General features: G+C 34.2%; 29 protein-coding genes. 15 read left to right on the forward strand and 14 right to left on the reverse strand.

Annotated elements, in window-relative coordinates; translation table 11 throughout:
* Nucleotides 1-23: 23 nt before the first annotated feature.
* The 5 genes from MKY04_RS17735 (at nucleotide 24) to MKY04_RS17750 (ending at nucleotide 2,712) form a co-directional block, all read left to right on the forward strand.
* Nucleotides 24-1,001 (forward strand): spore germination protein, encoded by a 978-nt coding sequence (locus tag MKY04_RS17735; RefSeq protein ID WP_346234855.1) that lies wholly within the window; start codon nucleotides 24-26, stop codon nucleotides 999-1,001.
* Entirely contained in the window at nucleotides 983-1,315 is a 333-nt protein-coding gene (locus tag MKY04_RS22315; RefSeq protein ID WP_400195070.1) for a GerAB/ArcD/ProY family transporter, read from the forward strand. The genes MKY04_RS17735 and MKY04_RS22315 overlap by 19 nt, the downstream gene beginning before the upstream one ends.
* On the forward strand, nucleotides 1,284-1,736 hold the full coding sequence (locus MKY04_RS17740) for a hypothetical protein (RefSeq protein ID WP_346234856.1): 453 nt from the start codon (nucleotides 1,284-1,286) through the stop codon (nucleotides 1,734-1,736). The genes MKY04_RS22315 and MKY04_RS17740 overlap by 32 nt, the downstream gene beginning before the upstream one ends.
* Nucleotides 1,737-1,954: 218 nt before the next feature.
* Nucleotides 1,955-2,545, forward strand: a complete 591-nt coding sequence (locus MKY04_RS17745) for a Ger(x)C family spore germination C-terminal domain-containing protein (RefSeq protein ID WP_346234857.1) — start codon at nucleotides 1,955-1,957, stop codon at nucleotides 2,543-2,545.
* Nucleotides 2,546-2,574: 29 nt separating this feature from the next.
* Entirely contained in the window at nucleotides 2,575-2,712 is a 138-nt protein-coding gene (locus tag MKY04_RS17750) for a hypothetical protein (protein WP_185807650.1), read from the forward strand.
* 204 nt (nucleotides 2,713-2,916) lie between these two features.
* Here MKY04_RS17750 and MKY04_RS17755 read toward each other — a convergent pair whose 3' ends face one another.
* Nucleotides 2,917-3,705, reverse strand: coding sequence for an HAD family hydrolase (locus MKY04_RS17755; protein WP_126293448.1), 789 nt, complete (start codon nucleotides 3,703-3,705; stop codon nucleotides 2,917-2,919).
* A 333-nt stretch (nucleotides 3,706-4,038) separates the two neighbouring features.
* Between MKY04_RS17755 and MKY04_RS17760 the strand changes: the two genes are divergently transcribed.
* Nucleotides 4,039-4,653: a PH domain-containing protein gene (locus tag MKY04_RS17760; protein WP_126293449.1), complete on the forward strand. Its 615-nt coding sequence runs from the start codon at nucleotides 4,039-4,041 to the stop codon at nucleotides 4,651-4,653.
* A gap of 147 nt (nucleotides 4,654-4,800) precedes the next feature.
* Nucleotides 4,801-5,892, forward strand: coding sequence for an NAD(P)-dependent alcohol dehydrogenase (locus MKY04_RS17765; RefSeq protein WP_126293450.1), 1,092 nt, complete (start codon nucleotides 4,801-4,803; stop codon nucleotides 5,890-5,892).
* A gap of 63 nt (nucleotides 5,893-5,955) precedes the next feature.
* Here MKY04_RS17765 and MKY04_RS17770 read toward each other — a convergent pair whose 3' ends face one another.
* The 5 genes from MKY04_RS17770 to MKY04_RS17790 form a co-directional block, all read right to left on the reverse strand.
* Nucleotides 5,956-6,207: a DUF3006 domain-containing protein gene (locus MKY04_RS17770; protein ID WP_126293451.1), complete on the reverse strand. Its 252-nt coding sequence runs from the start codon at nucleotides 6,205-6,207 to the stop codon at nucleotides 5,956-5,958.
* Nucleotides 6,194-7,399: an MBL fold metallo-hydrolase gene (locus MKY04_RS17775; RefSeq protein WP_346234858.1), complete on the reverse strand. Its 1,206-nt coding sequence runs from the start codon at nucleotides 7,397-7,399 to the stop codon at nucleotides 6,194-6,196. Before MKY04_RS17775 ends, MKY04_RS17770 begins: the two co-directional genes overlap by 14 nt.
* A gap of 53 nt (nucleotides 7,400-7,452) precedes the next feature.
* Entirely contained in the window at nucleotides 7,453-8,973 is a 1,521-nt protein-coding gene (locus tag MKY04_RS17780) for a coproporphyrinogen III oxidase (RefSeq protein WP_346234859.1), read from the reverse strand.
* A gap of 805 nt (nucleotides 8,974-9,778) precedes the next feature.
* The gene (locus MKY04_RS17785; RefSeq protein ID WP_346234860.1) at nucleotides 9,779-10,123 is read right to left on the reverse strand and encodes a YlbF family regulator; all 345 of its coding nucleotides are present in this window, start codon (nucleotides 10,121-10,123) and stop codon (nucleotides 9,779-9,781) included.
* 21 nt (nucleotides 10,124-10,144) lie between these two features.
* Complete coding sequence (locus tag MKY04_RS17790; protein WP_346234861.1) at nucleotides 10,145-11,290, reverse strand: DUF445 domain-containing protein; 1,146 nt, start codon at nucleotides 11,288-11,290, stop codon at nucleotides 10,145-10,147.
* 131 nt (nucleotides 11,291-11,421) lie between these two features.
* Between MKY04_RS17790 and MKY04_RS17795 the strand changes: the two genes are divergently transcribed.
* The 3 genes from MKY04_RS17795 (at nucleotide 11,422) to MKY04_RS17805 (ending at nucleotide 14,662) form a co-directional block, all read left to right on the forward strand.
* Nucleotides 11,422-11,631 (forward strand): YheE family protein, encoded by a 210-nt coding sequence (locus MKY04_RS17795; RefSeq protein ID WP_126293457.1) that lies wholly within the window; start codon nucleotides 11,422-11,424, stop codon nucleotides 11,629-11,631.
* Between the two features lie 692 nt (nucleotides 11,632-12,323).
* Complete coding sequence (locus MKY04_RS17800; RefSeq protein WP_185807655.1) at nucleotides 12,324-13,688, forward strand: hemolysin family protein; 1,365 nt, start codon at nucleotides 12,324-12,326, stop codon at nucleotides 13,686-13,688.
* A 74-nt stretch (nucleotides 13,689-13,762) separates the two neighbouring features.
* Entirely contained in the window at nucleotides 13,763-14,662 is a 900-nt protein-coding gene (locus tag MKY04_RS17805) for a cation diffusion facilitator family transporter (RefSeq protein ID WP_346234862.1), read from the forward strand.
* Between the two features lie 121 nt (nucleotides 14,663-14,783).
* Here the strand turns inward: MKY04_RS17805 and MKY04_RS17810 are convergent, their stop codons facing one another.
* The gene (locus MKY04_RS17810) at nucleotides 14,784-15,437 is read right to left on the reverse strand and encodes a response regulator (RefSeq protein WP_126293459.1); all 654 of its coding nucleotides are present in this window, start codon (nucleotides 15,435-15,437) and stop codon (nucleotides 14,784-14,786) included.
* Between the two features lie 13 nt (nucleotides 15,438-15,450).
* Entirely contained in the window at nucleotides 15,451-16,566 is a 1,116-nt protein-coding gene (locus tag MKY04_RS17815; protein ID WP_126293460.1) for a GAF domain-containing sensor histidine kinase, read from the reverse strand.
* Between the two features lie 239 nt (nucleotides 16,567-16,805).
* On the opposite strand from MKY04_RS17815, the gene MKY04_RS17820 reads away from it, so the two are divergent.
* The 3 genes from MKY04_RS17820 (at nucleotide 16,806) to MKY04_RS17830 (ending at nucleotide 18,620) form a co-directional block, all read left to right on the forward strand.
* Entirely contained in the window at nucleotides 16,806-17,231 is a 426-nt protein-coding gene (locus MKY04_RS17820) for a disulfide oxidoreductase (protein ID WP_346234863.1), read from the forward strand.
* Nucleotides 17,232-17,702 carry a thioredoxin family protein gene (locus MKY04_RS17825; RefSeq protein WP_126293462.1) on the forward strand — a complete coding sequence of 157 codons (471 nt, stop codon included), beginning with the start codon at nucleotides 17,232-17,234 and terminating at the stop codon, nucleotides 17,700-17,702.
* A gap of 69 nt (nucleotides 17,703-17,771) precedes the next feature.
* Nucleotides 17,772-18,620: an RluA family pseudouridine synthase gene (locus MKY04_RS17830; RefSeq protein ID WP_126293463.1), complete on the forward strand. Its 849-nt coding sequence runs from the start codon at nucleotides 17,772-17,774 to the stop codon at nucleotides 18,618-18,620.
* A 62-nt stretch (nucleotides 18,621-18,682) separates the two neighbouring features.
* Here the strand turns inward: MKY04_RS17830 and resA are convergent, their stop codons facing one another.
* From resA to MKY04_RS17860, 6 genes are all read right to left on the reverse strand, one after another.
* A complete protein-coding gene (resA, locus tag MKY04_RS17835) occupies nucleotides 18,683-19,225 on the reverse strand; it encodes a thiol-disulfide oxidoreductase ResA (RefSeq protein ID WP_346234864.1) in 543 nt (180 codons plus the stop codon).
* A gap of 29 nt (nucleotides 19,226-19,254) precedes the next feature.
* Nucleotides 19,255-19,659 (reverse strand): disulfide oxidoreductase, encoded by a 405-nt coding sequence (locus MKY04_RS17840; protein ID WP_126293465.1) that lies wholly within the window; start codon nucleotides 19,657-19,659, stop codon nucleotides 19,255-19,257.
* Nucleotides 19,649-20,290: a DsbA family protein gene (locus tag MKY04_RS17845; protein ID WP_126293466.1), complete on the reverse strand. Its 642-nt coding sequence runs from the start codon at nucleotides 20,288-20,290 to the stop codon at nucleotides 19,649-19,651. Before MKY04_RS17845 ends, MKY04_RS17840 begins: the two co-directional genes overlap by 11 nt.
* Nucleotides 20,291-20,345: 55 nt before the next feature.
* Nucleotides 20,346-21,194 (reverse strand): M56 family metallopeptidase, encoded by an 849-nt coding sequence (locus tag MKY04_RS17850; RefSeq protein ID WP_346234865.1) that lies wholly within the window; start codon nucleotides 21,192-21,194, stop codon nucleotides 20,346-20,348.
* Nucleotides 21,187-21,609: a BlaI/MecI/CopY family transcriptional regulator gene (locus tag MKY04_RS17855; protein WP_246020207.1), complete on the reverse strand. Its 423-nt coding sequence runs from the start codon at nucleotides 21,607-21,609 to the stop codon at nucleotides 21,187-21,189. Before MKY04_RS17855 ends, MKY04_RS17850 begins: the two co-directional genes overlap by 8 nt.
* Before the next feature lie 171 nt (nucleotides 21,610-21,780).
* The gene (locus MKY04_RS17860; RefSeq protein ID WP_185807656.1) at nucleotides 21,781-22,569 is read right to left on the reverse strand and encodes an aldo/keto reductase; all 789 of its coding nucleotides are present in this window, start codon (nucleotides 22,567-22,569) and stop codon (nucleotides 21,781-21,783) included.
* A 305-nt stretch (nucleotides 22,570-22,874) separates the two neighbouring features.
* On the opposite strand from MKY04_RS17860, the gene MKY04_RS17865 reads away from it, so the two are divergent.
* Both MKY04_RS17865 and MKY04_RS17870 read left to right on the forward strand, forming a co-directional pair.
* Nucleotides 22,875-24,488: a long-chain fatty acid--CoA ligase gene (locus tag MKY04_RS17865; RefSeq protein WP_346234866.1), complete on the forward strand. Its 1,614-nt coding sequence runs from the start codon at nucleotides 22,875-22,877 to the stop codon at nucleotides 24,486-24,488.
* Between the two features lie 452 nt (nucleotides 24,489-24,940).
* The gene (locus tag MKY04_RS17870; RefSeq protein ID WP_126293470.1) at nucleotides 24,941-25,828 is read left to right on the forward strand and encodes a VOC family protein; all 888 of its coding nucleotides are present in this window, start codon (nucleotides 24,941-24,943) and stop codon (nucleotides 25,826-25,828) included.
* The last annotated feature ends 20 nt before the right edge of the window (nucleotides 25,829-25,848 follow it).

A 25,848-nucleotide genomic window follows, 5' to 3' on the forward strand; every position in this document is an offset into this window, starting at 1 on the left:
AACAAAAAAGGGGAAACAAAAAATTGTTTGATAATCAATCAAAACAGCATCAACAATTAGAACAAAATTCTCTTCTAAAGAAAAAAAGCATTGACCCTAATTTAGAAAGTACAATTGAAATTTTAAAAACGATTTATTCCATACCTTTAAATAGTGATATAAAAATCCGCAACATTTTAATTGGCGGTTTAAACAAAAAAGCCTCAATTATTTATATTAGTACAATTTCAGATTCTAAAATAATTGAGAAACAAGTTATTGAGCCTTTACTTTCAAACAATGATGATTCTAAAGATATAGAAAATATCGTCTCCGCTCAATCAATTAAAACCTTTGAAAAAATTGAAGATGTGCTGTCGGAAATAAATAAAGGAAATGAAGCACTTCTTGTAGATGGATATTCGGAAGCCTTTCTAATTGGCTCCAGCAACTTTCAAGGCAGAGCTATTGAAAAAACAGAGAATGAGGTTGTTTTAAAAGGTCCCAAAGAAGCGTTTAATGAAAAAGGCAGCACGAACATCTCATTAATCAGGAAAAAAATTAAGAGTGAAAATCTTGTTGTTGAAGTAATTACTGTCTCCCAAACTTCAAAAAATGAATTGTATATAGTTTATAAGAAAGATTTAGTTAATAATGAATTGCTAAATACTATTAAAGAAAAAGTTAATTCCATAGAAGTCGATTCAATTCAAAATCTTTCATTAATGGAACAATATATTGAAGAACGTAAAAATTCCATTTTCCCAACCATTTTATATACTGAAAGACCTGACCGAGCAGCTTCATTTATTGAAGATGGCTTCATCGTTTTATTGATGGAAAATTCCCCATCTTCTTTGGTGCTGCCCGCTACCTTTTGGTCATTTTTCCATACTTCCGAGGACTACTATTTGAGATTCTTATACGGAAATTTTATAAGAATTTTACGGTTACTTGCATTATTAATCACTTTATTTATCCATTTCATGAGGCTATCCGATATATTCAATTCGGTTTTTTAACTAATGTGGAATCCTTGTTTTTCCCTTTTTGGCTGCTTTCTACTTTTACACGCTTTGCGTTTTATTTTTATATTAGCTCTTTACTTTTTGGAACGATATTTAAAATACGCCAGTTTGAATATATCATCCCTACATTGGCAACCGTAACCGTACTTTTAGGCTCAATACCAGAGACTCCAACTTTCTCTATTTTTTATTTAAGAGTAGCTCTTCTACACACCGCAACTCCTATATTTTTGTTATTACCCTTCCTATTATGGGTTTTGGCAAAACTGAAAGGGGATGTTAAACCTGAAAAAACAAAAACCTCTTAGTAAAATTATTTATTTCTTATTTCTATTGCTAATCCTAAGTGGATGCTGGGATCAAACAAAAATAGATGAAAGAGCATATGTAATTGCCATCGGTTTAGATAAAGGCGATAATGAAAATCAAATTAAAATTACTTATTTAATTACAAATCCAGAGCTTTCAAAGCAAGAAGGGGGCTCAAGTAACGAACCGCCACGAGAAATTATTACATTCCAAACAAACGATTTGATATCTGCCAAAGATATGGCAAATACTGTAGTTGCAAAAGAAATAACATATAGCCAATTAGGTGTCTTTTTAGTATCAGAGGAATTAGCAAAGGACAAGGATTTAATAAGATGGATGTATGATGCTACAAAAGATAGAGAAATTAAACGTAGTACACGTTTTATCGTAACAAAAGAAAATGCAAGTGATTCTTAAAAGAAAATCAACCTAAACTCGAGACAAGAATCCATAAATATTTTGAATTAATACTTGATGATGGCATCGAAAAGGGCTATATACCTGATTCAAGACTTTACGGATATTTTAGGATAACCGAAGCAGATGCCGATCTCTATTTAGCAATTTATGGAACAACCGAGAGGAATAATTCCGGACAAAACCATGGTGATGAAGATCAATTTTTAGCAGGAGAGTTGATAACAGAAGGACAAACAAATAATACTCAATTTAGCGGATCAGCTGTTTTTAAGGAAGGTAAAATGGTTGGAAAACTAAATAGTGAAGAAACACGGCTTTCTACCATATTAAATGAATCTTTAAATGCAGAAGATATGTTAACAACATTTCCTGATCCATTTAATGAAAAGTATCGAATTACCACCAGAATTATGAAGAAAAGTAAAAATAAAGTGAAAATGAACTTAAAAAACGGAACTCCTACTATTGACGTTACTATTCCACTTTATATTGAAGTTTTATCAAACCACAGCATGGTTAACTATGCAAAAAACAAAGAAAAAAGAGATTACTTAAAGAAATATTTAGATGACAGAATAACAAGTAAATTTAATAATCTTGTAAAGAGAACGCAGGAGGAATTTAAAGGTCAACCATTTGGTTGGTCGCTAATAGGAAGGAAGGAATTCTTGACAATTCCAGAATATGATAATTTTGACTGGGTGAAAACATATCCAAGTATGAAAGTAAATATTTCAGTAGAAATCAAGTTTGGCGAGTTCGGTCGTCAAAGTGAACTGCCAGATTTACAAGAAGTGAGAGATTAAATTTGAATGTATTCATTTGGGTAATCATAATGATAATGTTAATTTATTCGGTTGGTTTTTCAATTACGCTTTGGAAAGAAAAAAATAAAGTAGGCTCAATTGCAGTTTTTATTTTAGCTCTACTTATTGCAATCATTCCGCTTTTCACAAATATTAGTATTGAGTAATAGGAAAGTGCGAAACGCTTTGTTAAAGATTAATTTTCTTATTAAGTTGTAAAGGTAAAAATTTAGAAGATTTTCGTTTATTCCGTGGAACACAAATTACCTCGGGGGCTGTGCTTCTTCCGTGAACACTCTTTAAAAATTTTATACTTCTTCTTTAATAAAACAGCGAAATGACTATTATCTCATCATTTCGCTTTGTTGTTTTTATAGACTTTTTAGAAGCTCTTTAAATTCAGTTAATGATTTTACTTCGTATGTTGGAGTAACTTGTGAGTTGTTCATATTTCCTTCTCGATTAATCCACACGTTTTTCATGCCAACTCGAGAGGAGCCTAAAATATCCGTATTTAAATTATCCCCGACCATAATTCCTTCACTTGCAGTAATACCTGCTTTGTCCATCATAAATTCGAACAACGATGCATCTGGCTTCCCTTTACCAAAATCACCTGAAATAATAATATGATCAAAATACGGTACAATTCCCGGGGTAATTTCTAATTTTAAATTTTGCAAGCTTGGCGCTCCATTTGTTAATAGTACTAATTGATAATTTCCTTTTAACGCATCTAATACTGCAAAAGTATCTTCATATACAAAAGGTGATTTTTTGCGCTCTTCAACAAAGTGTTCTCCTAGTTCAGCACCAAGTTGAGCATTGTCTATACCTAAAGCATTTAGTCCATTTGTCCAAGCATTTTTTCGGTACTCTGGAACAATTCCCTTCATCTTCTGAAATGAATCAGTTGGATCATCAAAAGTTCCCCAAAGCCCTTCGAAAGGATTAATTCCAATTAATACAGTGTAATCATATATTTCATATGATTCATAAAGGCGTCGAGCCTCTTGTCGAACCGCTTCTTCTAATTTTGCCGGGTCTACATCACATTTGAGTGCTGCATAATCACACGTTTTCTCAAAAGCTGTTTTTATACTTTTTTTATCCCATAATAATGTATCGTCTAAATCAAATATGATGGTATTTATTGACATTTCAAATTCTCCTATGTATTTTTATAGTATTCTTATATTTATTTTAACATATTTTCAGAATTGTTAGGATAACCGTTAAAGTTTCGTTATAATAAAGATGTCGTCTGATTCGAGACGACAGTTTTCTACGAAAATGGCTGTACCATCTCAGGAGCAGTGTTTATAGTTTTCCCTTTGTGAACAGCTTTTGGAAAAAAGTCATACTACACACTCCTGTATGCATAAAATACCTTTGTGCCAATCGGGGACCGGTAAATTAACTTTAGATGCTCGTTGGCATACGCTAGCCATTATTCAAAAATTTTATTTTTTTCAAATAAGGAGAGGGATTCTATGTTAAAAAAGTTTGCTTCAGATGCACTTGGACTATCGGATATTGGGAAAGTAATTGAACCACAAGACTACGATAAAACTGAATCAGATGATTATGTATTGCATGAAAAAGGAGAAAAAATTTATTTTCTAATCAAAACAAAAGCAGACGAATATTGCTTTACAAACTATGCACTAATCCACGTTGATGGAGATTCTGCTGTCAGCAAAAAGCGTACTTTAAGACGCTATGATTATAAATTCAACACAATCCGCAATGTCTCTCTTGAAACAGCAGGAACAATCGATCTTGATGTTGAGATTAAATTTACGATTGGAGAAACTCCATTAAGTCTCGATATTAACAAAAACTATGCTGAGAAGATTAGAGATTTATATAAAAGTTTAATTACAATTGAACGCATCATGAGAGAAAACGAGAAAAATAGAAATTATGCATTAGATAGCTTAGAGTATGCGACAAGAAGTCTTGCAACAACAGGTCATGGGCAAACATCCCCAGCTGATTCGTTTAAATCAATCGTCGAGTTTACAAATACATGGTTGCAAGAAAATAGTAAAACATACAATACTGAAGATTTTGGCGACATATTTGATTTATTTATTAAAAACTAATCTTTAATGAATATCCCAAAGGTTTACTATGAAACCTTTGGGATTTTTTTAATATAACTAATAAGAGTAAAATTTATTAATAAAAATTTATAATACGATAACTATTTGCCTAAACTATTACAGAAATTTCTGTTAATGGAGGTAGTTATGAAAATTAAAGCAGCTATTACCCACGCCCAAGGAGAACCCTTTAAAATTGAAGAAGTTGAATTAGCAGATCCTAAATCAAACGAGGTGTTAGTAAAAATTGTTGCTTCTGGTGTCTGTCACACAGACGCAGTTGCACGTGATGCAGCAATTGCTCCACTTCCGGCAGTTCTCGGACACGAAGGCTCTGGAATTGTTGAACGTGTAGGTGAAGGAGTAACAACAATCCAACCTGGGGACCATGTTGTACTATCATTTGCACATTGTGGACATTGTGAAAATTGTTTAACAGGCCACCCTACTGTATGTGAAACGTTTAACGACTTGAACTTCGGAGGAATTAATGACGATCATACTCATCGTTTAAGTCAAGATGGAAAAGACCTTTCAACTTTTTTTGGACAATCATCATTCGGTACTTATGCCATTTCACACGAACGCAATGTCGTGAAAGTAGATAAAGATGTAGATTTGGCGTTGCTTGGTCCATTAGGATGTGGTATCCAAACAGGTGCAGGAACAGTGTTAAATAGAATTCAACCCGAATTTGGATCAACAATCGCAATATATGGAGCAGGAGCAGTTGGATTAAGTGCTATAATGGCTGCGGCTATTGTTGGCTGTAAAACAATAATAGCAGTGGATGTTCATGATAGTCGTTTAGAACTAGCAAAGAAACTAGGGGCAACGCATACATTTAATGGTTCAAAAGTAGATGTAGTAAAAGAAATAAAAGCAATTACAAATGGCGGCACTCATTATGCGGTTGATACAACAGGAGTTCCCCCAGTGGTACGGCAATGTTTACAAGCGCTGCGACCACTTGGTACAGCAGCAATTGTTGGTGTAACACCAGAAATGACTATAGATGTTCATAATGATTTAATGGCCGAGGGAAAAACAATGATGGGTGTAATTGAGGGCGATGCAGTACCCCGTGTATTTATCCCTCAACTGGTGGAATATTATAAAGCAGGCAAGTTTCCATTTGATAAACTAGTAAAATATTTTGAATTCGACCAAATAAACGAAGCATTTGAAGCTTCAAAAAATGGTTCTGTCATAAAACCAATTTTAAAAATTCAACAGTAAATTTTCATAAAGGAAATGAAAATGTCGATTTCTCACAAGGCTTGTGGGAAATCGACATTTTTACTAAATTTTATTTTTATTTTTTAATTCATCAATCATTTTTTCAATACTTGCTTTTTTATTTTTTGTGTCTTCTTTTAGTACTTTGAATGTGTATTTTTCACCATCATCCGTAATTTGTACAATATCGCCTTCTTTTACTGGTACATCGATTTCTGTACGATGAATAAGGAGCTGATCTATTTCTTCTGGACGTTTCAAAAAGATTGCGTAGTCTCCTTCAAAGCGGTCTAATGTATAGTTATTGAAGTTCACTTACAATTTCCCCTTCCGGATTAATAAGTCTTGCTTCATCGCCTGAATTAAGCCAAATTTGTCGACGAGTCCATTGAATGTAACCATTGCCTTCTTTAGCTTCAGGACCACTTGTAATATAAATGGTATCCCCGGGTTGTAATGTAATATTCGGGAAATTAAAAATTTGATTACCTTCCACTGAAACTAGCTGCCAGTCCATTAAATTCACTGATTCCGTCCCATTATTTTTAATCGCTACAATTTCATCCTCTACATTCTTACTGTCAATTACTACTTCACCAGTACTATTAGTATTTTGCTGAACAATTGAATTAGATGCGCCGATTCCCGTCCACTCATCAGCTAATACTTGATATGTATTCCCATTAGTTTTTACTACAATTGTTCCTGATTCGGCTGTACCATAAATTTTGCTATTAACTTTCTTTAAATTATTAATCACTTCAGCATGGGGATGTCCATAAGAATTATCTTGACCATAGCTCAATATTGCAGCTTCTGGATTTACGGCTTGGATAAAAGGCAAAGAACTACTCGTATTAGAACCATGGTGCCCTGCCTTAAGGATAGTGGCTTTAACATTTTGAGCTGCCATCAATTTCTTTTCCATGTCAATATCAGCGTCACCCATTAAAAGAAATGAAACTTCTCCATATTCAGCTTTTAAAACGATAGACGCTTCATTGTTATCTGAAGCATGTTCATCTGCATGTAGTACTTTTATTGCGACTTCCTCATCTAATTTTATTTCATCACCTATTTTAGGTATTATATAAGGAATATTTTTATTGTGAATCGCGTATAGCATTTCCTCATATGTTGCAGATGTATGAGGCTTACCTGAATCAATAAAATTATTTATTGAAATTGAGTTTAATACTGATATTAATCCACCAATATGATCTGCATCTGGATGAGTTGCAACAACATAATCCAGATGGTCTATATTTTGATTACTCAAATAACTAACAACATCTTCGCCAGCCGATTTCGTTCCTCCATCAACCAGCATCGTTTTACCATTTGGACCTACAATCAAAATTGAATCTCCTTGTCCAACATCAATAAAATGTACTGACATGGCTTTCCCTGAAATATTATTGGCTGTACTGTGTGTTTGTTCAACCGAACTGCCATCTGAACAAGCAGCTAATAAAATGCTTAAAAACAAAATAATTATTTTTTTCATAGTTTCTATCCTTCATTTCTGAAAAAAAAACTCAGGGATCCCTGAGTTTTTTATTATTTTTCTACAATGATGCCATTATATAGAGCATTTAACATCTCAATCTTTTTCTCTATTGCATCCTCGAATGTCATGATATAGGCAGCTGGATCTTTTGGATTGTGGAATTGAGTAATTTTTCCGCTATTTGGATTTACAAATTTAGATGAAGCACCACAGCCAATTCCAAGAATTGTTTGTACTTCTTCCATGATAACAATGTTATAAATGCTTTCCTCACCAGGTTTACAGTAACCGACATTCTCTAAATTACCTAAAATATTTTTTTGTCGGTATAAGTAGTATGGTTTGTAGCCATTTTGCTTTGTCCAATCACTTGCCATATCCATCATTTTTGTTACAGTTTCACGATCTGCAACTTTATACTTATCCTTGTTATGTGTCATTTCAGATGCACGTTTAAAGGATAATGTATGAACAGTTAAAGATTCCGGCTGCATTTTTTCCGTTTCATCTAGAGAATGCTGAAATTCTTCAATACCTTCGTTGGGGAGCCCAATAATTAAATCCATATTAATATTGTTCATGCCTGAATTTCGCGATAACCAAAACTTATCGATTGTCTCTTGAACCGTATGATGACGACCAATCGCTTTTAATGTTTCGTCTGTATAAGATTGCGGGTTTACAGAAATACGGTCAATTCCCCATTTCTTAAGGACCGCTATTTTTTCAGGCGTAATTGTATCAGGACGACCTGCTTCTACTGTTATTTCCCGAATTTTATCCGGATTTGGAAAGGATTCAAACATCGTTTTATATAGAGCGTCCATTTCATCAGCTTCAATAGAAGTTGGCGTACCTCCACCCCAATAAACAGATGTAATATTCATATTGTTTTCCTTTAACCATTTCCCCATTGCACGGATTTCAACATGCAGTCCGTCTATAAATGATTCAACACGACCCGCTTTTCGATTGCTTGCAATAGCGTAGGCAGGGAATGTGCAATAAGCACATTTTGTCGGGCAAAATGGAACACCAATATAAACAGAGAGTTCTTTTCCAATTTCATCGAGATCAGGAATTGTAACCAATTGGCGCTCGACAATCTCACGCATTAAAGCAATTTTAGAATCTGAGATGCGGAAATCCTTCTTTAAAATAGCAAAAATTTCGCCGTCGCTTAATCCTTCTTTACGGTATTTATGATAAAGCTTAGTTGGGCGAACACCAGTTAAAATTCCCCATTGCTGCGTCATGCCGGTATATTGCTCAAGTACATCAAGCATAACGTGAGAAAGAGCTCTTTTCATACGAATGCCTTGTTCTTTTTCTGTTCCTTCTGTCTCATAACGGATTGAGTAAGTACTTGTATATGTTTGACCTTCAGCAACTAATTCACTTGCTGTATGGATGGTAAAATCTTTATCTATAGAATGCTGAAAACGAAAAGAAAGTTCAGCATCATCTGAAGTTACAACAATCTTAGAGTCTTCAAAAAATAAATTTGCAATATGATTTAACACACGATTCCAATCTTCTTTAAACAGTTCGTTTACTTCAATCTTTTTCATGATTAAACTCTCTTTCCTTAAAAATCTTATTGTTAAATTCCAAACGTTAATTATAGCATTTCATCTTAATATAACAAACCTCTTATGCTTGCGAGGGTATTTTACGTGATTTTCTGTTTATTTATACGGGTTTAAATTTCAGCATTTTTTACGCGGTTCTTACTTATATTTACGCGTGTTTGATTTTTTACGCGATTTCACTTCTTATTTACGCGGATTGCTCAATTATTTACGTGATTTTCACTATTTTTTACGCGGTTCTTACTTATATTTACGCGTATTTGATTTTTTACGCGATTTCAACACTTATTTACGCGGATTGCTCAATTATTTACGTGATTTTCATTATTTTTTACGCGGTTCTTACTTATATTTACGCGTATTTGATTTTTTACGCGATTTCACTTCTTATTTACGCGGATTGCTCAATTATTTACGTGATTTTCATTATTTTTTACGCGGTTCTTACTTATATTTACGCGTATTTGATTTTTTACGCGATTTCAACACTTATTTACGCGGATTGCTCAATTATTTACGTGATTTTCACTATTTTTTACGCGGTTCTTACTTATATTTACGCGTATTTGATTTTTTACGCGATTTCACTTCTTATATAAGCAGATTGCACAATTATTTACGTGATTTTCATTACTTTTTACGCGGTTTTCACTTATATTTACGCGTGTTGAATTTTTAGCACTTATACTATTTTATTGAATTAAAAATAAAAAAACCACACAAACTTGTGTGGTTAGAATGAAGACATCTGAACTGTCATTCTTATTAAATAAAAAAGTATAGATTACAACCCGTCATATAATGATTGAATTGGTTTTACTAAGATGCGATTTACTTCTTCTATTACTTTACTTAGTGCCATTTCTGCTTCCAGCATTGCTAAAATTTTCGTGCTTTGTTGTGCTAATTGCGCGGCTTTTTGAGCATAAACTAGTTCATCTTCTTGCAATTGTTCACCAGCCATTTGTTTTTGCTGTAGTTTCATTTGAATATCGCGGAAGTTTGTAAATAAATTTTTAGCCTCTTCATCCGCTCGAACTGCTTCAACAGTTTCCTTTAGCACTTTAAACTCTTCCGTTTGGCGCAAAGTTGCTTCTAACTTGTTAATGTCATTGTAAATGTTAATCAATTGATTACCTACTCTCATTTTTTAATTTAAAACTAAAACAATTAAACCTTGAATAATTCCTATTAGACCACCTAAAACAGCACCTAAAATGGTAATCATTTTTAACTCTTTGTTTGCAATATTGATAACAAGTTCTTCTAATTTTTCTAGTGGGAATGAATCAACTTGTTCTCTTACTACTTCCTGCAAGTTTAAACGATTTAGCACATCTTCAAGTTTGTTTTCAGCTTGTGCAAAACCTTTATCAACTAAATTTGGCAACAGATTTGTTTTGACATATTCATTGCCGTCTTTCCAATAATGATTGATTGGTTTGTTCAATCTATCATGGATGGCAAGCTCTTTTTTCACGTATGATTGAATATTTTTTAAAATTGGTTCAAAATCAACATCTGTTAAATAATTCATAACAGGCTGCTGTTTAATTTTATCCCATTCCTGCGAGAAAATGCTAACTAATAAATTTTTTGTTCCAGGTGCATTTAATAGATTTATGATTTCACGTTGAATTTTATTTACTATACTAGATGAATCTCCAAGGAACATTTGAATCATACCACCAAAAGAACCTTTAGACTCTAAGAAATCATCCATCATATTTTTTATCGTCATCTCACCTTTAGATGAAGTAAAATATTCTTTTCCTTTTTCTAATATATATGATGCAGCCTCTGGGATTTTTTTATTAATATACTGTTCCATGTTGCTAGGTAAAAGCTGTTCAATCGTCTTTGTAGATAATGTATTCTTCATATTTAAAAATTGATCATCAATTATAATATCCACATTGTTTTCGATTGTTTGCGGCAAATGTTCAAAGCCCGCAAGCTTCAACCAATCCAAAATCGTTTTGTCGTTTGTAAATATCATTTTCTCAATTTTTTGTTGAGCAAACGTTAAGACGGAGCTGCGAATTTCTTCAGAAAATAATTTTTTCCGAAAGACTTCAGGTGTTAATAAATAATTTGTAACTGTAACTCCTAATTGTTTAGCGAGCTCTCCGCGCCGTTTGGGGATTAAACCAGGTGTAAATGGCAGCCGCCAATTTTTTAAATAAATTGCTTTGTATGGTCGAAACAACATTTTTATGGCTAAGAAATTTGTAAAACCACCTATTGCAGCTCCGACGATTGCCATGAAAATTATTGTAATTACTGCATTCTCCATATAATTCCTCTCATTTCTTTCAAACTCTTCCACAATTATAGCAAAGGTATGTAGTCTAAAGATAATGTTAGCCTTTCTTGCAAACATTTAGTACGATAAATCGTAACTAGAATGTTGCAAGGGGGATTCAAATGATTCAGCACTTTAGCTTCAAACCGTTATATGAAAATACGCAATTGCCTGGATGGGCTATATCATTCTACTATAAACAGCAATATTATAATGCAGAGTATAAAAAAGATGGCGGGATTAAGTGGTTGGGTATTACCCCAGACGCCAATGAAAAAGAAGCAGTAGAAAAAATGGTCCACGAACTAATGCTTTTTCATGTGTATGACTAAAAAGATTGTTTCTAATTATAAGAGCAAGTAAATAATGTATCACTTATTTTGAATATATTTTAAGTAGGTTATCTTCTCAACAAAATAGATTTTCATTCACGCCTCTCATGCCGCAGGAGCCAAAGTGTGAGATCCAAGTCTGCGATTTTCGATCGCAGACTTTAGCTCACACGTCGGCTGCGGCCAGCGTGAATGACCTTAAGTAATATTACATTTTAAATATTCTTTAGTAGCATTTATATGATATTGATTGCTCTTAAGAAAAAAAGGAATACAAGCAGCTAGTGCTTGTATCCCCATGCTTAAATTATGCGCGTTTAAGCTAAATGAAAGAAAATTATATACAGGCTTAGGCTATGATTTTATTTGCTGGCGGCTTTTTTGTCATAACCTATACCATAACTTTCTTACATTTTTTGTTATGTCATTAACATTAGCACAACAAATTTGAATGTCAATAATTTTTAGATAACTGGCAAAGCTATATAGGAAACAGTTAAATATTTAGTCAATCTAAATCTATAACTTTAACAATCTTATACTTTATAAAATAATCAAAATTTTCTTTTTTATAACGCGTTCACAATTTGTATTTTTAATTAAAATATTTTATCATTGTATTATTCAATTATTTTTTTATTATAGGAGGTGTACTCTTTGTTCGCTCCCCTCATTTGGGTCGGGAACAAAGAATGTATTTGGACGTAGACATAGTAGAGTTAACCATTAGGTTGGCAGCATTTTTCTTGTTAATTGCTGCTACGGCATTTTTCGTTGCAACTGAGTTTGCAATTGTAAAGGTAAGAACAACACGAATTGATCAGCTAGTTGCTGAAGGCAATAAAAAGGCAATGAAAGCAAAAAAAGTTATCTCAAATTTAGATGAGTACTTATCTGCTTGTCAGCTAGGGATTACAATTACTGCCCTTGGTTTAGGTTGGTTAGGTGAACCTACCTTCGATTTAATTTTACATCCTTTATTTGAGATGTTTCATTTAGATCCTAGATTATCCGGGGTACTTTCAATAGTTGTTGCTTTCGTAATTGTAACTTACTTACACGTTGTCGTAGGGGAATTAACACCTAAAACGTTTGCCATCGAAAAATCAGAAGAACTTACTTTAAATCTTTCAGGACCATTATTGTTGTTCCATAATATTATGTATCCTTTTATTAGAGCATTAAATGGATCAGCACGTGCTTTATCCGGTCTATTCGGATATAAAATGGCTTCTGAATCTGAAGTAGCTCACTCTGAAGAAGAACTTCGCATGATTTTAGCAGATAGCTATAAAGGTGGAGAAATTAACCACTCTGAATACGAATACGTAAATAGTATTTTCGAATTCTCTGATCGTACTGCGAAGGAAATTATGGTACCTCGAACTGAAATTGTTAGCATCGAAAAAGATTTAACAGTTAAAGAAGTATTTGATGTAATGGGTGTAGAACAGTATACTCGATATCCAATAACAGATGGCGACAAAGACCATGTTATTGGGCTAGTGAATTTAAAACATTTATTAACTGCGTTTATAAAAAATCCAGCAAATGGTGATAAACCAGTTATTGATTATATGCAGCCAATTATTCGTGTTTTCGAAACCGTTCCAATCAGTGATTTATTACTTAAAATCCAACAGGAACGCATCCATATGGCAATTTTAATGGATGAATATGGTGGTACATCAGGACTAGTCACAATCGAAGATATCATTGAAGAGATTGTTGGTGATATTCAAGACGAATTCGATGAGGATGAGATCCCTGAAGTTCAAGAAATTAGTAGTGGCCACTATATTTTAGACGCAAAAATGTTGCTTGAAGAAGTTAACGATATGTTAGGAACTAATATTGAAGATGATGATATCGATACAATCGGTGGATGGTTCTTAACTCAACGCTTTGATGCAGTTGAAGGAGATAGCTTCGATTTTGAAGGATATGAATTTAAAATTAAAGAATTAGATGGCCATCATATTCTTTACATTGAAGTAACAAAATTGCCAGAATTAGAAAATCAATCAGAAGAAGACCAAGAAATAAAAGAAGACTAAACATAAACTAACGACTTTCCAGCACTTGGAAAGTCGTTTTATCATGTTCTAAAGTTTTGTAGGGAGGAAACATTGTGGAGCTATATACAAATTTACGGGCAGGGGAAAAAGGCGCATGGCTATCAATTGGTACATATCTCTTGCTTAGCTCTATTAAACTCATTATCGCCCATTTTGGGGCATCCGAAGCATTAAAAGCAGACGGTCTTAACAACACAACAGATATTATTGCATCGGTTGCTGTCTTAATTGGATTAAGAATTTCACAAAGACCTCCAGATTTAAACCATCAATATGGTCATCTTCGTGCAGAAACAATAGCGGCCTTAATTGCCTCATTTATTATGATGATTGTTGGATTGCAGGTGCTTGCCAGCTCTGTAATGAATTTGTGGAATCCTGCCCAAGAAACTCCAGCCCCATTAACTGCCTACGTCGCATTAGGCAGTGCAGCTGTCATGTACGGTGTTTATCGATACAATTTATCATTAGCTAAGAAAATTAATAGCTCGGCAGTAAAAGCAGCAGCATATGACAATCGTTCTGATGCACTTGTTAGTATCGGTACGGCAATTGGGATATTTGGAGCCATTATTGGTTTTCCAATACTTGATACAATCACTGCAATCATTGTTGCCATTATTATCATTAAAACTGCCATTGAAATTTTTTGGGAATCAGTTCAAACATTGACGGATGGATTTGATATAGAAGAGGCAGAAACATTATCAGTCCTTATACAAAATGTAGACGGAGTAATTCATTTATTGGATCTTAAAGGACGAACTCATGGCAATATGACTTTTGTTGATGTTACTGTAACAGTTAATCCACACTTGAATGTTTGGGAAAGCCATAGAATAACAGAAAAAATTGAGTCAACTGTCAAACGATTTAATCCATTTAGTACAGTACTTGTCCATATTGAACCACATGAGATTCAAACTGCTACTGAAGAGGATTATCATTTCTAATAAAAAATCGCAGTCTAATTAATAAATAAACCTACCGAGTATTCGTGCTACTAGGTAGGTTTTTTACTGTGTTTTATAACGATTTTCATAATAGGATAGTGAACACTTTTCCACTACACACTCATATCGATTGTTCACTGCCCTCCGTCAACCCATGCTTAACAGCGTAAAGAGCTGCTTGTGTACGATCCTGTACTTCTAATTTTGTAAAGATATTGGATATATGTGTTTTAACTGTTTTTTCAGTAACAAATAACGATGAGGCAATTTCCCGATTGCTTTTCCCTTTCGTAAGCTCAGCCAAAACATCACGTTCTCTTGGGGTAAGAGCATTTTTCACATGCGGCAAGTTTTCCTCTTCACGAAGTGTTTCTTCCAATTGAGAAGTTGCAGCGGGATGGATAATATTTTCACCGTTTATTATTTGGCGTATCGAGTTAACTAAATCATCTGGCTCAATATCCTTTAATTGATAGCCCGCCGCCCCTGCTTCAATAGCAGGCAGAACATGATCCTTATCAGAAAAACTAGTAAGCATAAGAATCGCTATATTCGGCCATTTTGATTTTATTTTTTTTGTTGCTTGAATTCCATCCATCTCAGGCATAACTAGGTCCATTAAAACGATATCAGGCTGCAATGCTTCCACAAGTTCTACAGCTTCTTGTCCATTTTTTGCTTCCCCAACAACTTCAATATCCTTTTGAGTTTTTAAAAAGAACAATAAACCTCTACGGACGACATGGTGATCATCTGCAATTAAAACTCGAATCATTTTTCTTCCCCCCTTAATATGGTAGACGGACTAAAAGCTCCGTACCTTTGCCGATTTCAGTAACCCAATCTGCAGTTCCGCCAACTGCAATTGCCCGATCCCGAATCGATTGCAGGCCGATTGATGGGATACTTAACTCTGGGTCAATAACAAATCCTCTTCCCTCATCCTTAATAACAAGCAAAATATCAGTGGCTGTAACAGTTATATAAATAATTGCTTCTTGAACACCTGAATGTTTTCTAACATTGTTTAATGCTTCTTGTGTAATTCGGAATAATGTTTCTTCTATACGAGATGGGAATTGTATAACCCCGGAAACATTTACAGTTAGTTTTATATTTAACATCTCTGCATACGCTTTTATTGCTTCGATTAAACCACTCTCAAGCCCTTTTGGCCGCAATTGCCAAATTAGTGCCCGCATCTCAGTCAGCGCAGACTGTGTTAGCTGTTGAATTTCCTTAAAGGTTTCTTTAATTTCCTGTTGCTCGCTCATTTCAATACCTGCACGAGCAGTCAGCGTTACTGAAAATAAAAGTTGATTTACTGAATCATGTAAATCTCTGGCAAGTCGATTCCGTTCTTGTACTAAAGCAATTTCCTGTTCTTGTTTTGTTAAATAAATTCGTTTAATTGCAGAACCTAATTGAAATGCAACTGACTCAAGCAATTCAAGCTCCTCATCAGAAAAGCTAATCGTGTTTGGAGTAGCAACATTTAAAATGCCGAATCGTTCATCTCCTGATTGCAGCGGGACTGTTGCATGGTGGGTAATGCCCGCATGATCCCCGATATCCGCTTCAATAGCAGCTTCAATTCGTTGACATTCAATAATGTTAGACGCCTTTCTTAACTCATTATTTCGATATCTAGAAACACACCAGCAGCCGCCTTTGCTTAAATGCTGGCAATGATTAAAGGCAAGGGCGTCGGGCAAATTTTCATGAGCAACCAACTCCGACTTTCCCTTTTCATTAATGAAAAAAATCCAACCCGTCTCAAATTTCGTACCATTTAAAAACTTACTTAACGCTCCATTCAACATAGGAATCATTTCGGTTTCTTCATTCAATAGCTCGGCGATTTCTTTTAAAATTGTAATATTGGAATGATCGTTTACAGACATGTCCGATTCACCTCTAATTTATTCTTTTTTATCATATCATTGAACCTAATATATCTGCATTTCTTCTCTACTCATACTTTTGGATGAAATTTGTTTCGTTTACATTCTAAAATTTAGGCAAAGTTAAAAGGATTTTCAGTGTATAATAGTTAGTGAGAACTGAATTCAATTTAATTTACTTCTATTTATGAACACTCTATAATCAAAACAGCGATAGAATCTAATATAGGAGATGCGTAATGAATGAAAAACTAGAAAATAGTTTACTATTTATATGGCTTGTATCATTAGTAGCGACACTGGGGTCCCTTTACTTTTCCGAGGTGCGCGGCTATGAACCATGTGAATTATGCTGGTATCAGCGTATTTTAATGTACCCAATTGTCATTATGACAACGATAGCCTACATACAAAAAAATGCTCGTATTGCGATTACAACTGCAGTTTTCTCATGTATTGGCGGTGCTATTTCTATTTACCATTACGGAATTCAAAAGCTGGATTTTTTAGCGGATTCAGCCCCGGCTTGTGGACGAGTTCCATGTACAGGACAATATATTAATGTTTTAGGATTTATTACGATTCCATTTTTAGCTGGAGTAGCATTTATTTTAATCGCCATTACAAGCTTTTATATGATTAAACAATTAAAGGGGGATAAATAATTGAAGAAATTAGGAATTATTGGTGCAGTTGTTGTAGTATTATTTATCGTAATCATTTTACTTACAAACTTAGCGAATCAAAATAAATTAAAAGATAATCCATATGGAACAGATAATTTAAGACAATCAACAATTGATTTGCTTGATAATGAAAATTATCAAAATATTATACTGCCTGAAGCATTAGAAGAAAAAATTGCTTCTGGAGAGCCTGTTGTTGCTTATATGTTTAGCCCTGAATGTCCACACTGTATGAAAATGACACCAGCATTAATGCCTATTGCAGATGAAGTAGGTGTACACATCGACCAATTAAACATTCTGGAGTATGACCAAGGCTGGGATGAATACAACGTGGAATATACACCAACTTTAATTTATTTTAAAGATGGCAAAGAAGTAAGTCGCATTGTTGGTGATTACTCAGACAAAGAACAAGTTATTTATGATTTTTTAGAACAAGTAAAATAAGGATAAACTGAAGGACAAGGTCGAAAATCGGCTTTGTCTTCTTTTTTACGATATTATTGGAGGTACTAGATGTTTCAATATGAAATAACACAAGATGGATTAACAATAGAAGAATTGCTGCGATCAAAGTGGCGTTTGGGGAAAAAGATTGTCCATGAATTGCGAATGGCTAAAGCGGTTACTTTTAAAGATGGTGCACCAGTACAATGGAAGGATAATCTTGAAGCTGGAACAATTCTTCAATTTACATTTGATATACCAAAGTCAAACTACGTACCATCAGATTCTTTTGACATAGCTATTCAATATGAAGATGACCATTGTTTAATCGTGTCAAAGCCAAAAGGGATGGCAACTCATCCAAATGACCCACAAGACAAAGATACATGCATGAATCAGGTTATTGCACATATTCAAAAAAACGGTGGACAGTATGCAGAGCATGTTCACCGTTTAGACCGCGGAACAAAAGGATTATTATTAGTTGCAAAACATCCAATTGCAAAATCAATTTTTGACCGGATGATTGAAGAAAAATCTATAATTCGGACTTACGAAGCGGAAGTGCAAGGCAATATACGACAAGAAAGTGGTACGATTAATGCACCAATCGGAAAGGACCGCCACCATGCAACCCGACGTGTCGTTTCAAAGTCTGGCCAGCATGCTGTCACCCATTTTGAAGTAGTAAAACGGTTTAAAAATACCTGCCTTGTTCATTTAGTTCTTGAAACTGGCCGTACACATCAAATTCGTGTTCATATGGCTCATATCGGACACCCAATTGTAGGGGACACAATGTATAATGCTAGAAAAACAGCATCAGGAGACTATGAGCTGCATGCCATTCAGCTTGAATTTGAACATCCATTTTTAAACAAAACAATTACCATAAAGGATAATGACCACACTATATGAGATATGGCCGTTCAAACATTAATTAAAAAAGGGGGTGTCATCCTGAGACACCCCCTTACTATTTACAGTTCATCTGGCATTATTTGCTCCATGTATTGCTTTATCATCGTTTCATTCATTTCACCAGTAATTATTTTTTCTATTTTACCTTCTGGACTCACTAAAAATGTTGTCGGCAATGGATTAATATTATATGCTTCCATAACACTTTTATTTTTATCAATTACTACTGGAAAAGTTAAACCTTTACTATCGATATAATTTTGAACAGCAAAATCGGACTCAGCTATATTGACAGCTAACACTTGTACACCTTTCTCTTTATACTCATGATATTGCCTGTCAATAATAGGAAATTCCCGTTTACATGGCTCACACCAAGTTCCCCAAAAATTTAAAAATATGCCTTGCCCTTTATATTCAGACAAACGATGTTTTTCGCCGTTCAAATCTATTAATTCAAAATCTGGCGCTTCATCTCCAATTTGTAAAACTTCAACTTTTTCTTTTGTTAAACTAGAGTAGATAGTAAAAATAATAGCCCCAAATAAAACGATTAGTATTAAGAATCGAACGACCGTCCTTGTTTTCTTTTTATTGTTCATATTTCACCAGGCCTTATTTCCATAATTTTTTATTTACGCTTCCACAATATGACCATAGCAATTGTAATCATAGTAAAAGCAACTAGTGATAAAAATGGAATCGTCACAAATCCAAACCAGTTAATATACTGGCCCGAACATGGTACGCCGTTTGTACAGGCACTAAATTCATTCATTGAAGGGATTTTTTGCAGTGCATAATGATATGCAGCCATTAACACGCCAATAGAAGAAATCGGTAAAATATATTTATATATTTCCTTATCATTTCGATAGAACGCAATTCCTAAAAATATGACGAGTGGATACATTAAAATTCGTTGGTACCAACAAAGTGTACAAGGTACAAATCCCATGCGTTCACTAAAAAATAAACTGCCACTTATAGCAATAATCGATGTAATCCACGCAAGTAAAATTGATTTATTGACCATTAGCAGCCTCATCTACCATCTTGGCGAAATCATCCATTGTCATTCCTTCAAACTTTTTTCCACCGATAAAGATTGATGGAGTTGAATTAACGCCTAAACTATTGGCCATATCCATATCTTTCTCAAGGCCATCTTTTCCTTTATTTTCACCGAATGCTTGCATCACCTGCTCAGTTTCTTCAGCAGTTGCTACTTCAGCTAAAACAGCTTCGAGAAATTCTTCGCTCATAAAGTTTTCTTTTCCATCAACAGTTGTTTGATTTGCAAATAAGTGTTCATGGAAGTCCCAAAATTTTTCATTTCCCAATTCTTGATAAACTGTTTCTGCAAATGTTGCCGCTGTTGTTGAATCAGTTGAAATAAATGCATAATTCATAAAATAAAACTTGGCTTTCCCTGTATCTATAAATTGTTCATGGATAAGAGGCAAAAGAGTATTATTGAATTCTGCACAATGCGGGCATTTATAATCCCCAAACTCTACGATTTCTACAGGTGCAGATTCTTCCCCAACAAATGGTTGATTTTCATATGAAAGCTCTGCTGACTTTTCACTAACATCTGTTAACACTATGATTCCGATTAAACAGACAGCTATGATACCGATAATCCAAAAAATTTTCTTTGACATAATATTTCGCTCCTCAAAACTACATTATGTAGTGTAATTAGGTAAAAAATTTACGCTAAATTAAAGCGTAAATAAAAATAATGCAAATTAAGCTAAATACAATAAGTGACCACATCGCCATAACCAAAGGTATCTTAATTTGATTACTTTGTAATGGGTTTAACAAATATTCAATTCTATAATTTACAGAAGACTCAGCAAAGGAGGCATATGCAAAAGACTTTGAATCTAGTTTTCCTACTTTCAGCATTTTTAATAATGCACTTCCAATATGAATTGCTGATTGTTGTTTTTCAATTGCATTTTCATCCGCCATAATTTCTTGAATAATGCGGTAATTTTCATTAAACCATTTTAAAATAGGAATGTAAGGTAATATTGCTGCACTAATTGAAAGTAAAAATAATTTTAAAGGATCATGGCTCTTCTTATGATACATCTCATGAAAAATAACCGCCTCTAATTCCTCTTCACTAAGCACTGCAACTAATGCTGTTGACAGAACAATTTTAGGGGAAATAAATCCTATTGTAATAGCTACTGGAACAGGATAAGAAATGACAATAAAGTCCTCTTTTCCAGTTCCGTAACGATAATTATATTCTTCTGATAGTTTTTTATTTTCATATTGATGTAATTTTGCCTTTAAACGAATCGTATGGATTATTTGGGTGCCAATTTTCCATAAGGAAAAAAGAACAGTGGACAAAACTAATATATCAACAGCATATTGAAGTGAAGTTAAACCTATCATTTTTAATGTATTTTGACATACTTCAATAATATTAAAATTTAAATTTGTCCCAGATAATAGAGCAATTAAATAGGCAATCATTTGAATTAAAATCGTTCCAGATATGACAATAGACAAGAAGAACATTTTTGTTGATTGACATTTATTCATTGCGTTTATCCTTTTTCAATTCTTTAATCTTCAATTCAAGCTTTGCTACAAGATCGTCATCAACATCCTCAAGTGCATCCAACATATGACTAACGACTACATTTCCAAACTCGTCCATTAACTCATGTGTCATTTCTTTTGATTGTGTATTTAAAAAATCCTGCCTTGATTGAATCGGATTATAATATGAGGATCTTCCTACAACTTTCCGATCAAGAATTCCCTTCTCCACTAAACGATTCATTACAGTCATTACAGTATTAAAATTTGTAGATTTTTCTTTTTCGAGAACTGATTGAACTTCCTTAATCGTCATCTGTTCATTATCCCAAAGGATGTCCATAATTTTTGCCTCTAGAGGTCCGAAAAAGCGGTTTAAACCACTTTCCTGCATATTAAACTTTCGAATTTTCAAATTACCTCACCTCACATTACTCATTGTAGTGTTAGAACGATTACCCGTCAACTATTAATAATTAACGATAAATTTCAGATGACTGCCTGCAATTGCGTATGTTTTGCCATTGCAATGTTTCAATTAAAAAAGGCTGACCCAAAGAGAGTCAACCTATAATTACTCTAACGATTAGAAATCAAAATGGAAATTGTCGGGGTTTTGACCAAAACGTTGATTTTTATTTAATTTATCGATTTGGGCCACTTGTTCTTGTGAAAGCTCAAAATCAAAAATTTGCATATTTTCTTCAATTCGGCTTGGTGTAACAGACTTTGGTATCGAAATAATACCATGTTGATAATGCCAGCGCAGGATTACTTGAGCAGTTGATTTTTCTAATTGCTGTGCGATTTTTGTAATCGTTGCATCCTGTAAAACTCCTCCACGTCCAAGAGGCGACCATGCAGTTACAGCGATATCGTTTTCTTTACAAAACTCACGCAGCTCTAATTGTGTAAGATAAGGATGCAGTTCAATTTGGTTTACCATAGGTTTCACGTTCGCTGTAGCGAAGATTTTTTCTAGATGGTGTGCATGATGATTTGATACACCTGGTACACGAATCAACTTTTCTTCATAAAGTCGCTCAATTGCACGGTAAGTATCCACCAATTTATCCTCTACAGGCCAATGTGTTAAATATAAATCAATATAATCAAGCCCAAGTTTTTCCAATGATGTTTCAAATGCACGTAATGTTTCATCATAACCTTGATCTGAATTCCATACTTTTGTTGTAACAAAAATTTCTTCTCTAGGAACTCGAGAGTTGCGAATTGCTTCTCCAACCTCTCCCTCATTTTTATAAAGTGCTGCTGTATCAATTGCACGATACCCAACTTCTAAGGCTTTTGAAACTGCTTGAATAGCCTCCTCAGGATCAGTCATTTTAAACACACCTAGACCTAAGTAAGGCATATTCACTCCATTTGTTAAAACTTTTGATGGTATAACTGTCAAATTGCTCACTCCCCTTTTTCAATATCTTCCATTATACGATGAACTGTAATCTTTACTTAAAAGATATGCTTAATTATTTAATTTTTTCTTAATTTCGTTGGAAAAATAGATTCTTATTTAGTAAATTTCAAAAAAATATATTTAATTTCTACCATCATTCTCGTTCTAAGACTCTTGAACTATAAATATATTAATAAGAAAGACCTTTTTATCATGGTCACGTAATTTTTGTATGGAATATTTTTGAAAAGGAGCTGATCGTTATGATGGAAACACCTTTACTATTAACAAGCTTTTTAAAACGTGCAGAGAGATATTTTCCTCACAAATTAATCATCTCTAGAACAAGCCCTGAAACAATACACCGCATTACGTACAAGGAATATGTAAAGCGAACTCACAAACTTGCTGCTGCATTAACAAAACTAGGTATGAAAAAAGGGACAAAAGTTGGTTCATTCGCTTGGAACCATCATCGTCATTTAGAAGCTTATTTTGCTGTACCTTGTGCAGGGGCAATTTTGCATATGGTTAATATTCGCCTTTCGCCTGAACATATTATTTATGTCATCAACCACGCCGAGGATGAAATTTTATTAATTGATGGGGACTTGTTCCCACTGCTTAGTAAAGCGATTCCATACTTAAAAACAGTAAAACATATTGTTGTAATGCAAGATAATATGGAAGTTCCTGAATCAACTTTCCCAAATGTCTACTCATACGAAAAACTATTAGCGGAAGCAGATGATAACTTTGCTTTCCCTGAAGATTTAGATGAAAACTCCCCTGCTGGCATGTGTTATACAAGCGCAACTACTGGCATGCCTAAAGGTGTCGTTTATTCACACCGCGGTTTAGTACTACACAGTCTTGCACTTGGTTTAAGTGATAGCATGGGTATTCGTGAAAAAGATGTCATTATGCCAATTGTGCCAATGTTCCATGTAAATGCATGGGGAATGCCGTTTGCTGCTGTAAACTATGGATCTACTCAAGTTCTACCTGGTCCTATGTTCACACCTTCTCTACTGCTTGATTTAATCGAACAAGAAAAAGTTACAGTTACTGCTGGCGTTCCAACTATTTGGCTAGGTGTTGCTCAAGAGCAAGAGAAAAATCCGAGAGATTTATCATCTCTTCGCTCAGTTGTTTGCGGCGGGTCTGCCTCTCCAAAAGGACTTATTAAAACATTTGAAGACAAATTTAATGTTCCTTTTGTCGTTGGGTATGGAATGACTGAAACAACACCAATTGTCTCTTTATCAACCTATACTTCTGAAATGGAAGATTGGACTCGAGAACAAAAATTAGATATTCGTGCAACACAAGGATTACCTGTATCTTTATTGGACACAGAAGTGGTAAATGAAGCTGGCGAGGTTCCTTGGGACGGTCAAACAATGGGTGAACTTCGCATTCGCGGTCCTTGGATTGCAGATGAATACTATAAAGATGAACGAACAGTAGAAGCATTTAAAGATGGATGGCTTTATACAGGCGATATAGCAGTAGTTACTCCTGAAGGATATATAAAGATTACGGACCGAACAAAAGATTTAATTAAAAGCGGTGGCGAATGGATTTCTTCTGTTGATTTGGAAAACGCATTAATGACACATGAAGCCGTTTTTGAAGCAGCTGTAATCGCTATTCCTCATGAAAAATGGCAAGAGCGTCCCCTTGCATGTGTTGTATTAAAAGAAGGGAAAGACGCTACGAAAGAGGAGTTAATAAGCTTTTTAGAAGGACAATTTGCTAAATGGTGGCTGCCAGATGATGTTGTATTTATAAACGAAATTCCGAAAACATCTGTAGGTAAATTTTTAAAAGCAAAACTCCGCGAGGATCTAAAGGACTATCAAGTAAATATATAATGATGCCGCCAAGTAATAAGTTCTGAACCATTATAGACATAAATTAATGTAGTAAAGTTGTTATCTATGAGCTATACTAAAAATAGAGATTTTATAACATGAGGAGGATACTTCCATGAACTTATTATTAATTCTTGGTGTTATTGTAGCTTTCCTAGTTGCTATCTTCACAGCTGGCTACGAAGGTGACTATACTTCAGAAAAATAATCTCAAAAGAAGGAGTGATAACTATTGTTGTCACTTCTTCTTTTTTATTCTATTGTAGAGATTTTTGATTTATTATTGCCCGATTTTGTGAAATTATCGCTCTAATTTGTGAATTTATCGCCCATATTAGTGACAATATCGCTCTCTTTTATAAACTTATCGCCTTTTTAACTTTTCAAGCAAGGCGCTTGCTCTTTTCCTATGTTAATGTTTTCATTAGTTTAAAAAACAAGGAGGCCTTTATATGCCTACACATTTTCATAAAAAGCCTAACAATTATGTTTCCCATGTTCAAATAAAAGTATCAAACTTACAAAGTTCAGTTGATTATTATAAAACGATTATTGGATTCAAAGTGCTTGAACAAACTACAAATACAGCAATTTTAACAATCGATGGTACAGATAGTATTCTTTCTTTGGAAGAAGTACCAAACGCACAGCCTTTACAAAACGGTCAAACAGGTCTTTATCATTTTGCAATCCTTTTACCGACCCGCAAAGATTTAGGAAACTTTATTCAGCATATTATAAAGCACAATGTTCGAATAGGTGCTGGAGATCATCATGTTAGTGAAGCTATATATTTAAATGATCCAGATGGAAATGGAATCGAAGTTTATTCAGATCGACCTGAAGATGAATGGATTTGGTACGGTGATTCAACAGTCCATATGGTAACTGAACAACTCAATATCCCTTCGATTTTGGCTAATGCCAATAATTTGTGGGATGGGCTCCCTAATGGGACAGTAATGGGACATATCCATCTTTCTGTCGCAAATTTACATGACTCTGAAAAATTTTATACTGAAGGATTAGGATTCGAAGTTGTAGCGCGCTACGGAACTCAAGCTCTATTTATTTCAACAGGTAAGTATCATCATCATATTGGGCTTAATATTTGGAACAGCGCTGATGGGGCACCTGCACCAGTAAATAGCCTTGGATTAAAATCATTTACGCTTGTATTAAATAATCTTGAACAGACTGAACAAATTAAAGATAGTTTAACAAAAATCGGAGCAAAAATAGAGCACTTTGAAGAGGCTCCTAATTTTGGCGGCAGCCAAGCGTTTTCTACTATTGATCCTTCTGGAATTCGAATCATCTTCACTTTAGAGGGTGAATGATTTAGATTAAACTATAAGTA

It is taken from the genome of Lysinibacillus telephonicus (assembly GCF_039654155.1).
Taxonomy (GTDB): domain Bacteria; phylum Bacillota; class Bacilli; order Bacillales_A; family Planococcaceae; genus Ureibacillus; species Ureibacillus telephonicus.

Bases quoted from the DNA above. Each gene is read 5' to 3' on its own strand.
- MKY04_RS17740 (WP_346234856.1), top strand. From the start codon at position 1,284: ATGTTAAACCTGAAAAAACAAAAACCTCTTAGTAAAATTATTTATTTC.
- MKY04_RS17750 (WP_185807650.1), top strand. From the start codon at position 2,575: ATGATAATGTTAATTTATTCGGTTGGTTTTTCAATTACGCTTTGGAAA.
- MKY04_RS17755 (WP_126293448.1), bottom strand. From the start codon at position 3,705: ATGTCAATAAATACCATCATATTTGATTTAGACGATACATTATTATGG.
- MKY04_RS17760 (WP_126293449.1), top strand. From the start codon at position 4,039: ATGTTAAAAAAGTTTGCTTCAGATGCACTTGGACTATCGGATATTGGG.
- MKY04_RS17765 (WP_126293450.1), top strand. From the start codon at position 4,801: ATGAAAATTAAAGCAGCTATTACCCACGCCCAAGGAGAACCCTTTAAA.
- MKY04_RS17775 (WP_346234858.1), bottom strand. From the start codon at position 7,399: ATGAAAAAAATAATTATTTTGTTTTTAAGCATTTTATTAGCTGCTTGT.
- MKY04_RS17780 (WP_346234859.1), bottom strand. From the start codon at position 8,973: ATGAAAAAGATTGAAGTAAACGAACTGTTTAAAGAAGATTGGAATCGT.
- MKY04_RS17790 (WP_346234861.1), bottom strand. From the start codon at position 11,290: ATGGAGAATGCAGTAATTACAATAATTTTCATGGCAATCGTCGGAGCT.
- MKY04_RS17795 (WP_126293457.1), top strand. From the start codon at position 11,422: ATGATTCAGCACTTTAGCTTCAAACCGTTATATGAAAATACGCAATTG.
- MKY04_RS17800 (WP_185807655.1), top strand. From the start codon at position 12,324: ATGTATTTGGACGTAGACATAGTAGAGTTAACCATTAGGTTGGCAGCA.
- MKY04_RS17810 (WP_126293459.1), bottom strand. From the start codon at position 15,437: ATGATTCGAGTTTTAATTGCAGATGATCACCATGTCGTCCGTAGAGGT.
- MKY04_RS17815 (WP_126293460.1), bottom strand. From the start codon at position 16,566: ATGTCTGTAAACGATCATTCCAATATTACAATTTTAAAAGAAATCGCC.
- MKY04_RS17820 (WP_346234863.1), top strand. From the start codon at position 16,806: ATGAATGAAAAACTAGAAAATAGTTTACTATTTATATGGCTTGTATCA.
- MKY04_RS17830 (WP_126293463.1), top strand. From the start codon at position 17,772: ATGTTTCAATATGAAATAACACAAGATGGATTAACAATAGAAGAATTG.
- resA (WP_346234864.1), bottom strand. From the start codon at position 19,225: ATGAACAATAAAAAGAAAACAAGGACGGTCGTTCGATTCTTAATACTA.
- MKY04_RS17840 (WP_126293465.1), bottom strand. From the start codon at position 19,659: ATGGTCAATAAATCAATTTTACTTGCGTGGATTACATCGATTATTGCT.
- MKY04_RS17845 (WP_126293466.1), bottom strand. From the start codon at position 20,290: ATGTCAAAGAAAATTTTTTGGATTATCGGTATCATAGCTGTCTGTTTA.
- MKY04_RS17850 (WP_346234865.1), bottom strand. From the start codon at position 21,194: ATGAATAAATGTCAATCAACAAAAATGTTCTTCTTGTCTATTGTCATA.
- MKY04_RS17860 (WP_185807656.1), bottom strand. From the start codon at position 22,569: ATGCCTTACTTAGGTCTAGGTGTGTTTAAAATGACTGATCCTGAGGAG.
- MKY04_RS17865 (WP_346234866.1), top strand. From the start codon at position 22,875: ATGATGGAAACACCTTTACTATTAACAAGCTTTTTAAAACGTGCAGAG.
- MKY04_RS17870 (WP_126293470.1), top strand. From the start codon at position 24,941: ATGCCTACACATTTTCATAAAAAGCCTAACAATTATGTTTCCCATGTT.